Origin of the sequence: Sphingobacterium humi, from assembly GCF_009768885.1 — a bacterium.
Classification (GTDB): domain Bacteria; phylum Bacteroidota; class Bacteroidia; order Sphingobacteriales; family Sphingobacteriaceae; genus Sphingobacterium; species Sphingobacterium humi.
In genome coordinates this window covers 266923-281904 of sequence record NZ_WSQA01000004.1, presented here as the reverse complement: position 1 = coordinate 281904, position 14982 = coordinate 266923, and the positions used below count along the sequence as shown (strand labels likewise).

The following is a 14982-nucleotide window of genomic DNA, read 5'->3' as shown; positions in this document are numbered from 1 at the left end:
GTACTTTTTCCAAGTTGTACGTAGTAGCTTATAAAACCATTATAAACCTGCTATGCTTAAACCTGCTTTCAACCTTGCTTTTGAAAAGTATTTAGCTGGATCTGCCGATGCGGAGGACTTGAAAACTATTCTTGATTATTTTCAGCACGCAAACCAGGAAGAGGCCGGCAGCTACTTGGCGGAAAAACTGCGTGATGATTCCGCCTACGAGACTTCCAGCGCTGAAGAACTAATCGTGAAGCGGGTGTTTTTTAACCTGCTGAAGGCGCGATTTCTAGAATTGGAAGCCAAAGCCCGAGCCAGCGAGTTAACGGAGAAAGAGCAGGAAGAATGGAAAGGCTATCAGCTGCATAGCGAACAATTAAGGGCTGCACTGGAAACCCCGGAATCTACATCCAAGCGTCGAAAATCCGCTACTTTAGGCACCTTTCCTTCTTTGAATCCAAAGGATGGGCAGCCTGGCAGCAGGCGCTTATTCCAACGGAAAAACTGGCCCTATCTCATCGCATTACTCTTCCTGACCTGTTTGAGTATTTGCGTTTGGCAGCTGGCAAGACATGAAACCGTAACTGCCTTAGTGCAAGCCGAAAATGAAATCAACCTACCCATTGAAAACGATGCGAGTCTCCTGTTAGCTGATGGTCGTCTTATTTCCATTCGGAAAGCCAGCAAAGCCTTTTTATTAAGCAAAGGCATTGAATTGGTTCGGAGTGCCAATCAGGAGATCATCTTTAAAATTGGAACCAGTCCCATTCAGAGCAACGAAAAACTAACCTTTATTTCGCCCAAAGGCATGCTCTCGCACCTTATCCTAGCCGATAACAGCCATGTATATTTAAACTCATCCAGTAGCATCACGTATCCTTCCTCCTTTACCGAAAAAGAAAGAACCGTCAGTTTGGACGGGGAAGCCTATTTCCATGTCACGCAAAACCTGAATCGTCCTTTTATCGTTCGGGCCAACGAAACGCAGATTAAAGTATTGGGCACTTCTTTCAATGTGGCCACCAACCTCATCAAAGATCGGGTGTTAACCACGCTGCAGCATGGTTCTGTCGAGGTCATCACCAAAAACAAGCAGGTCCGCATATCCCCGGGCATGCAGACCATTTCGCATAATGTTGATGGCGAAATCGATACTTCCCATGTAGATATCGCGAAGGAAGTAGCCTGGAAAGCCGGGATGTTTAAGTTCTCGGATGAGGATATCTATGGCGTCATGGAAAAGCTAAAAGCCTGGTATGATATTGAGGATATTGAAATCCATGGCCTCACGAGCGATCGTTTTTCGGGTACCGTTAAGCGCACCAGGCAGCTCTCCGAACTGTTACAAAACCTAGAGAAAATATCGAATTATACATTCCACATTAAAGACAGGAGGATTATCATAGAAAAAGCACCCTAACCGAAAAGATCATGCTGACACTAACTATTCGCCTTCATACGAACCTCTCAGCGCAGACATTCAAACAAGTTAAACTTAAATTTTTCATACCTAACTAACCAATGAATAAGATCAAATTTAACCACTGCTTCCTAAAGCGGCGCTCGCTTTTACGGGGCCTCATGACTGTAAAACTCATTATTTTTACGGTATGCATTATGCTTAGCCAGGCCTATGCAGCCAGTTATGCACAAAATGTATCCTTAAACTTTAAAAATGCCCACTTGCAAACGGTGTTGGAAGAAATTCAACAGCAAATCGGCATGGAGCTCTTGTACAATAATACGGTGTTGAATAAGCGGAATAAGAAAGTAACCATCAAAGTAAATGATGTGTATTACCAGAAGGTGCTGCAGCAGATTCTCGCCGAAACAGACCTCACTTTCGAAATTGCCAATAATACCTTGGTCATTAAAGAAGTGAACGTAGGACGCATGGCCGCTTCCCAACAACGGACCATTACCGGACGTATCATGGACGATCAGGGGAATCCATTATCGGGGGTTTCTGTGCTGGCCAAAGGAACTTCCATCGGTACATCGAGTAATGCCGACGGTCAGTATAGCATTGAGGTGCCACAATCGACACAAACTCTGGTGTTTTCGGCCATGGGCTATAACAGCCAGGAAGTAAGCATCAGCGCACAGCGGGAAATCAACGTGACCCTTTTGGCGCAGGTAGATAACCTAGATGAAGTGGTTGTAGTGGGCTATTCTACCCAGAAAGTACGCTATTTGTCCAGCTCCGTAAGTACGATCTCGGCAGAAAAGCTGAAAGATGTAACGGCGAATGACCTGCCAAGCATGCTGCAAGGGAAAGCGCCGGGTGTCGTGGTGTCTACCGCTTCCGGCGATCCTTCCAGCGCCCCACGCGTGCTTATTCGTGGTGCAGGAACCATTTCCGCCAGTACCTCCCCTTTAATCGTGGTGGATGGTAATATCGGCGGAACTTATAACCCTGCCGATATTGAAACGGTTTCTATTTTGAAAGACGTGGCAGCAACCGGTTTATACGGTTCTCGCGCCGCAAACGGGGTTATTATCATCAATACCAAAACAGGAAAACCGGGGGACACGAAGGTTGAGTTTAATAATTCCTATGGTTTTGGAAATCCAACCACCGGAAACTTCCGCTTAATGAACTCGCAGGAACTCTATGATTTTCAAAATACCTTCTACAATCGGGATGCGAAACTATTAGAAAACAATACCAATTGGTGGGATCTGGCCTATCGCACAGGCTATGTCAATAACCATAACCTCTCCATTTCCGGCGGTTCTGAAAAGGTGCAATATTATACTTCCGGTGTATTCTACCGCGAAAAGGGAACCCTAATGGGTACCGGCCATACCGGCTATAACTTCCGTAACAACTTAAATGTTCAACTGTCAGATCGGTTAAAAGCGGCAGTTTATGTCAATGGTTTGGTGAATAAAAACACCTTAGAAAACAGCAGTACTATGTACGATGCCTATGTGGGTCTTCCGTTCGACCCGGCATTTGATGCCGATGGCAACCCGATTGACGGGCGTTTCTATCCGGGCTGGACAGGACGTGAAAAGGAAAATTTCCTACACTCCCTGCAATACAACTATAATAAAGCCAATAACTGGGCGGTAAGTGGCGATATCAATTTAGATTATTCCCTAACGCCTAAGCTCACCCTATCTACTTATAACAGAACCCAATTTAGCAATGGAAATACCGCTACTTATTACGATCGCCGCACAAAACAAGGCGGTGCCAACATCGGAGAGCTTTACAATGGTAGCGACCAAGCCCGCCGCTTTTTAACCTCCAACAGGGTTCGCTATGCCGAGCAATTCGGTGCCCATAACTTGGTGTTATTAGGGGTAGCCGAAGTGGAAACCACCACCTCAGAATGGGCAAATGCCGCAGGAAAAGGATTGCCGGCCGGAAAAGATGTGATGTCGGTAGCCACCGGCGTATTGCGGAACCCGCAAGGCGCACGTGATCAGGTCGGCTTCCGTAAATATTTGGCCCAGGCCGATTACAGCTTTAACGACAAGTATTTCTTAATCGGATCTTTCGTGAATGAGTTTTCTTCCAAATTCGGAAAGAATAACTCGACCGCCAACTTCTACCAATTAGGCGGATCCTGGATTTTAAGCAACGAAGACTTCTTGAAAGGCAATGAGGTATTCACCTTCGCGAAACTTCGTGGTAGCTACGGAACCGTGGGTAATGCCGATGGTATTTCGAGCTTCGGTGCCCGCGGACTATACAGCATCACGCAAGAGGCCAGCTATTCCGGCCTACCGGGGGCTGCGCCTTTCCAAAAAGGAAACCCGAACCTCAGCTGGGAGAAAATCGAATCGGCCAATATTGGTGCCGACTTCTCCCTGTGGAACCGCGTATCCGTAACGGTGGATGTGTATGAGAAAAAAGCCAGTGAGCTCTTATATCGCAAACCTTTGGCCGCCACCACAGGCTATAGCTATGTATGGGTGAACGCTGGGTCGGTAAGAAACCGCGGTATCGAGTTTAATATCCTGTCGCAAAACATCAATAAGGAAAACTTTACCTGGGAAACCAGCTTTAACATGGCCTTTAACAAAAATAAGGTAATCGAGCTAAGCGATGGCGCCAAAGTATTTAATGCCGGCGCACGTCAGCCCATTGCCGTAGGCTATGATATGGATGCCTACAACTTCCCGATCTGGGTAGGGGTAAATCCAGAAAACGGCGATCCGCAATGGGAGAAAATTACCGTTGATGCCAATGGCAACCAAACCAAAACAACCACCAATAAATACAGTGAGGCCGCCACTTCAGATTCCCGTCAATTTACAGGAACATCGGCCGCGCCTAAGTTTACCGGTGGTATGAATAACTCCTTAACCTACGGAAACTTCAGCTTATCGGCTTTCTTCAACTTTGTTTATGGAAACTATGTGTATAACGACACGCGTGCTTATTTTGATAACGACGGTTTATACGAAGCCTTTAACTCCATGGTATTGCCAAAAGGATGGACCCGTTGGGAAAAACCGGGCGATCAAGCCACACACCCTAAACCTATTGTAGGGGGTAATAAGGAGTCGAACCAGCCTTCTTCTCGTTATTTGGAAGACGGAAGTTACCTGCGCTTGCGGAACATTAAATTGGGCTATAACCTACCAGAGCCTTTAATTTCAAAAATGAAGCTCGCTAAAGTGCACCTGTTTGTGAGTGCGGATAACGTATGGACATGGACGAATTTCTCAGGCCCAGATCCGGAAGTATCCCTGAGCCAGGTGGACCTAAGCTCAGGAACGTCCAGCTTCAAATACCCGATTACCAAGCGTTTACTTTTTGGTCTAAACTTAACCTTTTAAACTTAGCGAAATGAAATTATCATCTATATATCCTTCTTTGGTACTATTGCTGAGCATATTGTTCCTATTTTCCTGTGAGAAGTATTATGATCCTACGGAATATATTGACGAGGAATCAGCCCTAACCAATGAAGCCGATGTGGCCACGGCCACCATAGGTACCTATGCCCTGCTAAAAGCCGAAGCCTACATCCGAAGTGGTCACTTTTTAATGGAATACCCGGGGGATGCGGTTGCCCAAGGGCAGTCTTCCGGAGATGACTTAACCCGTGCTTATCGGTATACCCATATCAACACTTCCGGGCATGCCACCAACTTTTGGTCGCAGTCTTATAAAATCGTGGCCGCCGCCAATAAAGTCATTGAATTTGTTCCTGACAATGCCTCTGCGGGTTTATTGCAGTTAAAAGGCGAGAACCTCTTCTTAAGAGCCATGGTGCATTTCCACCTGGTTCGGGTTTTTGGCCGGCCATATCCGCAAGGTAAGGGCGCCAATCTTGGGGTTCCCATGCTGAAGGAAGGCCTAACCGAAGAGGAAACATCTGCCTTAAAACGCAGCTCGGTGAAAGAGGTTTATGATTTTGTGATCGCCGACTTGTTGAAAGCCGCCGATTTGATGACCGAGAATAAAAGCAATTCTTTCGCCAGCAAAGAAGTAGCCTATGCCCTTTTGTCGCGCATCTATTTATACATGGAAGATAACGCCAATGCCATTAAATATGCCAACCTGGTGATTAATTCCAATCGCTATAACCTTTTGCAGGGTGCCGAATATACCGGATTCTTCAAAGCCTCACCAGATAATAACCGCGAGACCATCTTTTGCGTACGCCATACCAAGGTAGAAGACCGCGGCATGAGTGCCATCAGTTCCATGTATTTCAGTGGCGATGTTGCCGGAAATCCGCTAGGACAAGGGGTTAGTGGCTGGGCCGAGATCTATGCCTCGGTGAAGTACTTTAACCTGCTGCAAAAATACCCTAACGATTTGCGTAATGGCTTTATTACCCCTTATTTAATTGATGGAAAGCTCCAATATAACCAGAAGTTGACGCCGGTAACTCCGATGTATTATGTCAATAAATACTCTTTACAAGAGGGGCAGATTAACTTAAGTTCCCCGGTATTTTTACGCTTGGGCGAGCTGTACCTGATTCGTGCGGAAGCACAAGCCAAGCTGAACAATAGCACAGCAGCATTAGCCGATCTGAACTTATTAAGACAACGCGCCGGATTAACAGGGGCTGCCATTTTAACCCAAGCGGGTCTACAGGCGGCCGACAGAACCATTATGGATGCGGTGATGGAAGAGCGTTTTTTAGAGCTAGCCTTTGAGGGGCATCGTGCTTATGACCTTTTCCGCAATAACCTGCCGATGGAACGTAATTACCCGGGAACACATTCCCTAAACAATACGCCGACAACAAATATTACACAAAAGGTGTTGCCAACAGATAATCGAGTTATTTTTTATATTCCTCAGGCAGAGATAAATAGAAATAGTAACTTAGTACAAAATCCTTAAATCTAAACTTAAACCCAACAATTATGACATTCTCTAGAAGAAAGTTTTTACAGTATGCAGGGCTCACCTCCGTGTCCGGACTGTTATTAAGTCAAAAAGCATTCGCCACAGACCGTGTATGGTCGCTCAACAGCAACACCCTCAAGGTGGGCTTAATTGGCTGTGGTGGGCGCGGTTCTGCCGCCGCAATGGAAGCCCTGAATGCCGATCCTAATGTTATTCTATATGCCATGGCCGATGCCTTCCCCGATCATTTAGAAGCTTCATACAATACCTTGAAGGAAAAAATGGGCGATAAGGTGCAAGTTAGCCAAGCCAATAAATTTGTTGGCTTAGATGCTTACCAAAAGCTCTTGGCTACCGATGTGGATGTTGTTTTATTGGCAGCCCCGCCGGCATTCCGTCCGAGCCACCTTGAAGCTTCCGTCAATGCCAAGAAGCATATCTTCTGCGAGAAGCCCTTTGCGGTTGATGCACCAGGCTTACGCCGTGTGATGGAAACCACAAAAAAGGCTAAAGCAAGTAACCTGGCCTTGGTTGCAGGGTTCTGCTGGCGTTACCACTTACCGAAAAGGGAAACCTTTAACCGCGTGCTCGACGGCCAAATAGGCCCTATTTTAGCCGCAGAATGTACGTATAATACCGGCGAATTATGGTATAAAGAAAGACAGGCCGGCTGGTCCGATTTCGAGTATCAGCTTCGCAACTGGTTATACTATAATTGGCTATCCGGCGATCATATTATCGAACAGGCCATCCACAGTATCGACATGATGCAATGGGGCTTGGGCGACAAACTACCGGTGCAAGTAACCGGATCAGGAGGTCGACAAAAAAGAACAGACCCTAAGTTTGGCAATATCTACGATCACTTTGCTTTGGTGTATGATTATGCCGATGGTTCCAAATCCTATTTCTCCTCCAGACAGCAGAATGATACCGCCCCATCCTATATGGTGGAACTGGTGGGTAGAGATGGCAAATGTTTGGTTGACTGTAGAACAGGGGAACATATTATCTCGGGCAAAAAACCATGGAAATATGCCGATGAAACCAAGTTTACGGATGAAAATGCCTATAAGAAGTCCAATTCGCGTAGCATGTATCAGCAAGAGCACGATGAGCTGTTTGCTTCCATCCGTAAGAATAAACCGAAGTTTGATGGCGATTGGATGGTAAAAGCCAATTTGGTGGCGATGGCCGGCCGTATGGCTGCCTACACCGGGCAAACCGTTAAGATTGAGGATGCCTTGGCGTCCAACGAAAAACTATTCCCGGAAAACGTATCCTGGGACTTAAAGTATGACGTGCCAATCGCGATTCCAGGACTAAAAAAGACCATATAAGCCATGGATAGAAAGAACTTTTTAATATCAGCCGCTCTATTGGCCGGATCAGCCATGGTAGCACCACATCTACAAGCAAAACAAGCTGCAGAAACGGCAGCATTCAAACCCGCGACAACCTTAAAAAAGGGTCTAGGATTCGATATGATCAAGGAAGAACTTTCCTTAACCGATAAATTTAAATTGGTGAAGGACCTGGGGTTTGATGGTATTGAATTTAATAGTCCGGTTGCACATAGCATTCAGGAAATCTTAAAAGCAAAAGCCGCATCGGGCATTGAATTGCCTAGCGTGGTGAACAAAGACCATTGGGCCAAGCCTATTTCCGACCCTGATCCTGCCGTACGTAAGTTTACCATCGATTCTGTTGCCAAATCGCTGCAGGAGGTAAAGGAACTCGGCGGCGATACAGTCTTGTTGGTGCCGGGGGTAGTAAACGATAAGGTATCCTACCAAACCGCCTACGATAATGCCTTAGATTCAGTGCGTAAGCTTATTCCCTACGTTGAAAAAACAGGCATGAAGCTGGGGTTGGAAAACGTATGGAATAACTTTTTCCTCAGCCCATTAGAGGCCAAGCAGTTTATCGATAAAATTAACCATCCTTTGATTGGTTGGTATTTCGACATCGGGAATGTGCTACGCTATGGCTGGCCAGAACATTGGCTGGAGGTGCTGAACAAACGGATCGTAAAACTCCATATCAAAGAGTTTAGCCGCGAGAAAATGAATAACGAAGGCCTGTGGAAAGGCTTTGATGTCGACTTAATGAAAGGCGATATCAACTGGCCAGAGGTGATGAAGAAAGTGCGCGAGATTCAGTATAAAGGCCAATGGATTACCGTAGAAGTAGCTGGCGGTGATCGCAATCGCTTAAAAACGCTTTCCGAGCAGATGGATAATATTATTAAACTGTATTAATCCATTTAGTTTAAGCTCATAAAAGCAGTACCATGGTTTTGGTACTGCTTTTTTTTGTGGCTTTATTGAGGCTTTTCTATCCCCTTATGTAGCCCTTTGCAAAGGGGATTGATACGGGTGAGAAAGGGGAGAGAAAGGGGTGAGAAAGGGGAGAGCAAGGGTTGTCATCGTGCTGTCATCGTGAGCGGAGTCGAACGACTGGTACGTCAGTGCAATCCACTTGATTGTCAAAAGTTTAAAAAAGGTGTTAGAAATAATTGTAATTTGGAGCTACTCCACAACAAATGATGTGTTTCTGTAATAAATTGTTAATAAGCGTTTTAGGTGTGATTAATTGCATTGGCGTACCAGTCGTTCGTGGTTCGACTCCGCTCACCATGACAAATTGGTGACAATGCTGTGGCAATGCTGTGACAAACAGATGCCAGCACGACGACAGCACGTGCCACAACGCAATACCTAATCCACCTCCCCGTCTTGCTTTTCTACATGTTCCTGAAACTTTTCCCATTGCTCCTGCGATAAGGAAGGCTTGGCAATATCCTCAACGGCTGTGTTGTTGATTTTTTGCTGCAAGTAGGCTTTCCGGTCTTTAGGCGCTGGGTGGGTGGATGCCCAGGTAAGGTCTAAATCGCCTGTGAGGTATAGGTCAAACAGTTCCATCACATGGATGAGGTTCTTGGGGTCGATGTCGGCTTTGGTTAAGTAATCTACGGCTTGCTCATCGGCTTCTTGTTCCAGCTTTCGGCTAAAGGCTTGGCCGGTCAGGAAATTGGTCACTTCGGAAGCGCCCGATCCGGAGAGCAATACATCCAATCCAAAGTTGGTAATCAAGGATTTCATGACGTGTTTTTTCTCGCAATGGGCCAGTTCATGCGCCAAAACTGCGGAAAGGTAATCTGCACTGTCTAGAAAGTTGATGATGCCGGAAGTGAGTACAATTTGGTTGTTGGGCAAGGCAAAAGCATTGACCTCGCTATCCTTAATCAGCATCAGTTTGTATTTTTTACGGGCTATGCCATTGGCCTCCAAGAGGGGGCTAAAAATGGAATCAAGCACCTGCTTACTGCTGTCATCATCAATAAAGCCATAGCTGGCCTTCAGTTCATCGTTTATTAATTTACCGAGCTTCTCTTCCAAGCGTTCTTGCTTTTCTTCCAGCTTAAACAGTTTCTCCCAATTTACTTGAAAAAGAATGAAATATACCGCGGCGATGGCAGCGAGTACAAATAAGAATTTACCGAGTGTTTTCATGGCCAAGGATTTGATCTGTCAGTTCAGCAAATAGGAACCAACGCACATGGATGCCCTTTCTGGTTTGAACGGCTGTGTAGATGGTGGAAACGATTTCGATGCCATTGATAAACAGCACCAACAAGATATAAGAGAAATAGCTGTTGAAGCTATAGTCGCTGGCAAAACGTTCCGGGAAAAACAGGTAGGTGATGGTCCACCAGAAGGCAACCGTATTGAAGAAGAAAATAAAAAGCTGCGAAATTAAGGCCTGCATGCAATGCCATTTCACAAAGGGGGTAGACTTGCGTTTGCCCAAATAGAAAATAACCGTGGCCATTAGATTAAAAATAGGGAGCGGAAGCCCAACAAACAGGGCAAATAATGACATTAAATAGCTGTTGGAGGCATATTCACGCTCGTCTTCCGTGATTTCGCGCGGCGAAAATGCTATAATCCTTTCTTGATGTTCCATATCCAGTTGAGAAGCAATAAAATGATAAGGGAAATACTGAGCCAACGCTTGCTTTGCAAGGTCTGCTCAATCCAACGATAGGCCCGGTAGAAGTAGTCTTTGCGAAAAATAAGATCTATACTCATCAACAGCAAGATGCCCACGGCCATGGCGGCGGCTACTAAGCCCAAGGGATTTATCCAGATGGCCTCTAGGAAATGCCTATGCAAAAGACTATGAATAGACCGCGTGGTACCACAGGAGGGGCAGGGATAGCCCGTGACCCGCTTGATGGGACATAGTGTTGTTTCTGTCGGATGCTGGTATTCTAAAAAAAGCCAGAGCAAACCGAAAAAACAAACTACGCCTGTAATCAGATATAGTTTGTTCTTCGCTGTTAGCAAGGTTTAATAGCTTAAGGCTGTCACCAGTTTTTCAAAGTTCTTACTTTTGGTGGCACCCATAATCAAGAAGTAATCGATGATGGCCCAGATACCAAAGCCCCCACAGGTAAGCAACTTACCAATGCCCAAGCCTGTATCGCCTATCATAAAGCGGTCGATACCTAAAGGACCGGCCAATAGGGATACGATCAATACCGTCGTTGGATCTTTATATTGTTGCACCTGTACATTTGTGAATTTGCTGTCGTCAGCTTTTAACAATAAATCCTTGATTTCCATTAAATGGTAGGATTCAAAAAATTTGTTGTTGGCCATTAAGAACATGTCTACCTTTTGGCTTTCCATAGCGGTGCAGTTTAAGAGGTTATTAAAAAAAAATCCATTTATGTTATTAAGATAAATGGATTTTTTGAAGAAAATAAAATTTTATTTAATTTTTAATCGTCTTTTTATGCTTGCGTTTACTGATTTTTTCAATATTCACAGGTTGCGGTACTTTTACATAATAGCCCGTTCCATCGTATTCGCGTTTGCGAGGGTGGGTTTTGCAGGCATCAGAACAACAGCCGTCCATTTCCCAGCCGCATTCATCACATTGCGTGAAATGCTCATTACATACCGGATTGGCACAATTGATCATCTTGGAGGTTGTTTTTCCACAGTTCTTACAGGTAGAAATCACTTCCGGGTTAATGGAATTTACATCCACTGTAACGCGGTTGTCAAATACGTAACATTTACCTTCAAAGTCTTTCCCGCCAGCTTCTTTTCCGTATTTAATAATACCGCCGTGTAATTGATAGACATCTTCAAAACCCTCTTTAAGTAACAAGGCCGATGCTTTCTCGCATTTGATGCCCCCAGTACAATAGGTTAATATTTTCTTGCCTTTAAATTGTTCCAACTCTTTCACCTTCTCCGGGAACTCGCGGAAATTCTCGATATCCAGGGTAATGGCGTTTTTAAAACGACCCACGGAGTGCTCGTAGTTTGAACGCACGTCTAAAATCACCACATCGGCATCGTCTTTCATGGCCATGAAGTCTTTGGGCTCCAAATGCTTCCCGGTTTGTTTATTTGGGTCGATAATTTTAGGGTCGCGCAAGCCGGAGTGTACAATCTCTGGTTTGTAACGGCAGTGCATTTTTATAAAAGAAGGCTCGGGTACTTCATCGATTTTAAACTCGGTTTTTGCGAAGCGCGGATCGGCATGTATGGCCTCCATATAGGCTTTACAAGATTCGGCGCTGCCCGATACGGTGCCGTTTAAACCCTCATCAGCAACGATAATACGTCCGACAAGATTTAAGGATTTACAAAAGTTTAAATGATCATCTGCAAATTGCTCTGCATGTTCGATAGGACTGTAGCAGTAGTACAGTAATGTTTGATAGTTTGCCATATATTCATTGATACCGCTGCAAACGGCGTTTAATGTTTAAAATTTAAGGCAAAGATACAGAAATTGAAGAATTAAAAATTGATGTGCATCACTTTTTGATGAGCGGTCTCAATAAATATTCCAAGCCATTGGCTTTAATTTCATAGAGGCTGGCCAATTGTATGCCGAGTTTTCCGGGCGGGAATCCTTGCTTTTTAAACCATACGAGGTAGGGCTCGGGCAGGTTGCATAAGAGGTAGCCTTGGTATTTTCCAAAGGGCATTTTGGTGTTTGCCAGCTCGATGAGCATCTCGGGGCGGAAAAAATCAGTCTCTTGTTTTGCCATGTTTGATGCGATGTTTTAATAAACGCAAGGCAATAATGCCGTGGTTTACCAGGTTCGGGATAAAGCCATAATACTTCTTGAAAATTTCATAGCGTTCCTGCAGGCTTTGCTTATGGCGCTGTTGCGACATGCCGCCCACCAAGTACTTGGCCACATAGGCCTTTACATTGACGATTTTCTGAGCTTTCTTTGCCGCACGAATCACCCAGTCTATATCGGCACTTAATTTATACTGCATATCATAGGGCTCGGCAATGGATCGCTTGACATAGATGGCCTGGTGGCAGATATTCATGCCGTATTTAAAGGACTTCCAATTGAATTCCTCCGGACAAGCATGGCGGCGGTCGCCAAGAATCTCGCGGTCTTCGTTTACCAGTTTGGTTTCGCCGTAATAGATATCCGCATCGGCTCCGGCCGCAAATACCTTGCTCAGGGTGTCCTTAGCAAATAGCTCGTCTCCTGAATTGAGAAATAACACATAATCGCCCGTGGCAAGCTTAAGGCCTTTATTCATTGCATCGTAAATGCCCTTGTCTTTTTCTGAAACCAATGTGCTGATATGCGATCGGTATTCCTGAATTACATCCATGGTGCCATCATTGGAAAGGCCATCCACCACGATGTACTCGATATTCGGGTAGTCCTGATTGGCCACCGAGGCTAAGGTAAAGCGAATGTCGCGAACATTATTATACACAATGGTGATAATGGATACCTTGGGTTTCAGCTCTTTTTCCTGCATGGATATATTCATAGAAAGCACAAAAATAGGCATTTTTATTTTCCTAATTATTTTATTTCCGCCATACTATTTGTAACTTATTGCGGTTAATAGCATTGTAAACTCATCGCAAAGATGCCCTCATTTAAAAAGACTGTATTAAAATATTTTCCCATCGATAAATTCCTCTTCAACCGATCCTATTCTCAGGAAGGTGAGGATATGTTAATCCGAAGTTTTTATGAAACCCGCAAGCGCTATAAAGGCTATTATATTGATGTAGGCGCGCATCATCCCTATCGTTTTTCCAATACCATGTATTTCTATAAGCAGGGCTGGAAGGGTATAAACATCGAACCATCACCGGATGCCATGAAATGGTTCAACTGGTTTAGGCGACGCGATGTAAACCTCAATATCGGCATTTCGGAAAGCCCGCAGGAACTGTTGTATTATTGTTTTAACGAACCTGCCTTAAATGGGTTTTCCAAGGAGATTTCGGAACAACGGGATGGTTTGAATGCGAAATACCATTTACAGAAAACCATTGTGGTGCCTACGCTGCCTTTGTCGGATGTGCTGGATAAGCACCTGCCCGCAGGTCAGGAAATTGACTTCCTCTCGATCGATGCGGAAGGGTTTGATTATATCGTGCTGCTATCCAATAATTGGGAAAAGTACCGTCCGATCTTCGTGCTGGTGGAAGAAGAGCTGAGCATTAAGGACTTGGGGCAATCGAAAGTATACCGTTTTCTGCATGAAAAAGGCTATGAGCTTGCGGGGAAATCAAAGCGCACCTTGGTATTCAAGCGTGCCGATACGCTTTAACGCAATCCTTTTTTGGCCTTTCGCTGGTTTAGCTTTTTCTCGATAAAGCGAGCCAAGCGTTCGAAGAACGTCCCTTTTCTATGCTTGTAGAAATGCTTGATGGCTGCTAACGCGATAGGATCTTCCTCAATTACCGCCGGATATTTGCGTACCGGTAATTTAGCCAAGGCTACTTTATAAACCTGATCTACATCGGAATGGGTGCCGGAACCATCGGTTCCTGTATTTTGGATATAGGAATGCCGTGGGTATAGCACTAGTCCGCCCTGTTTATAGACCGAGAGGTACCAGCGGATGGCCCAGGAGTTTATTTTTCCGGCCTTAAACTGCTTCACCTGCTTCCAGAAGTTCTCGGTATGGTCTACACTGAAAGCTTTGATGTCTTTGCGCTTGAAGCCATGGGTTAAGGCGTTGATGTCGGGGTTAAAATGTTTCCAGGCACGGTCCCAGGTGGCCCAACCCCAGCTGCTGGCTACGCGGAAGAAAAAGGTCTCCGGCAGGGTTTTAGGCTGCTCAACCGGATACATATAGCCCGCAACCTGCATCACCTTCTCCTGGTCTTCAAAATGATTTAAGGCATTGTTGAAGTAAGTTAATGCGAATTTGGAAGTCTCTAGGTCATCTTCCAGAACTATGATCTTTCCATGCTTTTGCACGACTTGGGTTACCCCATCGATGACCGAATTGGCCAGGCCTTTATTCTGACCACGCTCAATGATATAGATATGCTTGAATTTCCAGGGCTCCCGAATAATGGAACGTACTTTATTGACTTCATCGATATCCTCGGAGGTCTTGGCGGCATCGGAAAAGATATAGATATCCGACTGCTCGGCCAGCTTATTGGCTTCTAGGGCCAAAAGCGTTTTACGGGTATGGACAGGTCTGTTGTAAACAAAAAGTGCGATTGGTGCTAACATGAATAGGTATTGCTATCTATATTGTTCAAATATAGGGTTTAATCTCGTAATGCTTCCGTATATTGGCTTTTTTTATAGGCTGTACAAATATCTTTCCTAAATTTGATGAGTTTTAATT

At 45.0% G+C, this 14982-nt stretch carries 14 protein-coding genes; 6 read left to right on the top strand and 8 right to left on the bottom strand.

Features of this window, described 5'->3' with window-relative positions:
* Positions 1-52: 52 nt before the first annotated feature.
* The 5 genes from GQF63_RS07265 (at position 53) to GQF63_RS07245 (ending at position 8574) form a co-directional block, all read left to right on the top strand.
* The gene (locus tag GQF63_RS07265; RefSeq protein ID WP_160368546.1) at positions 53-1405 is read left to right on the top strand and encodes a FecR family protein; all 1353 of its coding nucleotides are present in this window, start codon (positions 53-55) and stop codon (positions 1403-1405) included.
* Between the two features lie 101 nt (positions 1406-1506).
* Complete coding sequence (locus tag GQF63_RS07260; RefSeq protein ID WP_212592489.1) at positions 1507-4782, top strand: SusC/RagA family TonB-linked outer membrane protein; 3276 nt, start codon at positions 1507-1509, stop codon at positions 4780-4782.
* A gap of 10 nt (positions 4783-4792) precedes the next feature.
* Positions 4793-6307 carry a RagB/SusD family nutrient uptake outer membrane protein gene (locus GQF63_RS07255; protein ID WP_160368544.1) on the top strand — a complete coding sequence of 505 codons (1515 nt, stop codon included), beginning with the start codon at positions 4793-4795 and terminating at the stop codon, positions 6305-6307.
* A 23-nt stretch (positions 6308-6330) separates the two neighbouring features.
* Complete coding sequence (locus tag GQF63_RS07250; RefSeq protein WP_160368543.1) at positions 6331-7653, top strand: Gfo/Idh/MocA family protein; 1323 nt, start codon at positions 6331-6333, stop codon at positions 7651-7653.
* 3 nt (positions 7654-7656) lie between these two features.
* Positions 7657-8574 (top strand): sugar phosphate isomerase/epimerase family protein, encoded by a 918-nt coding sequence (locus GQF63_RS07245; protein ID WP_160368542.1) that lies wholly within the window; start codon positions 7657-7659, stop codon positions 8572-8574.
* A 459-nt stretch (positions 8575-9033) separates the two neighbouring features.
* Here GQF63_RS07245 and GQF63_RS07240 read toward each other — a convergent pair whose 3' ends face one another.
* The 7 genes from GQF63_RS07240 to GQF63_RS07210 form a co-directional block, all read right to left on the bottom strand.
* The gene (locus GQF63_RS07240; RefSeq protein ID WP_160368541.1) at positions 9034-9828 is read right to left on the bottom strand and encodes a M48 family metallopeptidase; all 795 of its coding nucleotides are present in this window, start codon (positions 9826-9828) and stop codon (positions 9034-9036) included.
* Positions 9812-10282 (bottom strand): magnetosome magnetite crystal formation protein family, encoded by a 471-nt coding sequence (locus tag GQF63_RS07235; protein WP_160368540.1) that lies wholly within the window; start codon positions 10280-10282, stop codon positions 9812-9814. Before GQF63_RS07235 ends, GQF63_RS07240 begins: the two co-directional genes overlap by 17 nt.
* Positions 10258-10665, bottom strand: a complete 408-nt coding sequence (locus GQF63_RS07230; RefSeq protein ID WP_160368539.1) for a DUF2752 domain-containing protein — start codon at positions 10663-10665, stop codon at positions 10258-10260. Before GQF63_RS07230 ends, GQF63_RS07235 begins: the two co-directional genes overlap by 25 nt.
* Before the next feature lie 3 nt (positions 10666-10668).
* Positions 10669-11010: a TM2 domain-containing protein gene (locus GQF63_RS07225; RefSeq protein WP_160368538.1), complete on the bottom strand. Its 342-nt coding sequence runs from the start codon at positions 11008-11010 to the stop codon at positions 10669-10671.
* 85 nt (positions 11011-11095) lie between these two features.
* Positions 11096-12067, bottom strand: coding sequence for an oxygen-dependent tRNA uridine(34) hydroxylase TrhO (gene trhO / locus GQF63_RS07220; protein WP_160368537.1), 972 nt, complete (start codon positions 12065-12067; stop codon positions 11096-11098).
* Between the two features lie 88 nt (positions 12068-12155).
* On the bottom strand, positions 12156-12392 hold the full coding sequence (locus tag GQF63_RS07215) for a DUF3820 family protein (RefSeq protein WP_160368536.1): 237 nt from the start codon (positions 12390-12392) through the stop codon (positions 12156-12158).
* On the bottom strand, positions 12373-13137 hold the full coding sequence (locus GQF63_RS07210; RefSeq protein WP_160368535.1) for a glycosyltransferase family 2 protein: 765 nt from the start codon (positions 13135-13137) through the stop codon (positions 12373-12375). Before GQF63_RS07210 ends, GQF63_RS07215 begins: the two co-directional genes overlap by 20 nt.
* Before the next feature lie 114 nt (positions 13138-13251).
* On the opposite strand from GQF63_RS07210, the gene GQF63_RS07205 reads away from it, so the two are divergent.
* On the top strand, positions 13252-13944 hold the full coding sequence (locus tag GQF63_RS07205) for an FkbM family methyltransferase (RefSeq protein WP_170292228.1): 693 nt from the start codon (positions 13252-13254) through the stop codon (positions 13942-13944).
* Here GQF63_RS07205 and GQF63_RS07200 read toward each other — a convergent pair.
* The gene (locus tag GQF63_RS07200; RefSeq protein ID WP_160368534.1) at positions 13941-14864 is read right to left on the bottom strand and encodes a glycosyltransferase family protein; all 924 of its coding nucleotides are present in this window, start codon (positions 14862-14864) and stop codon (positions 13941-13943) included. The genes GQF63_RS07205 and GQF63_RS07200 overlap by 4 nt on opposite strands.
* Between the last annotated feature and the right edge of the window lie 118 nt (positions 14865-14982).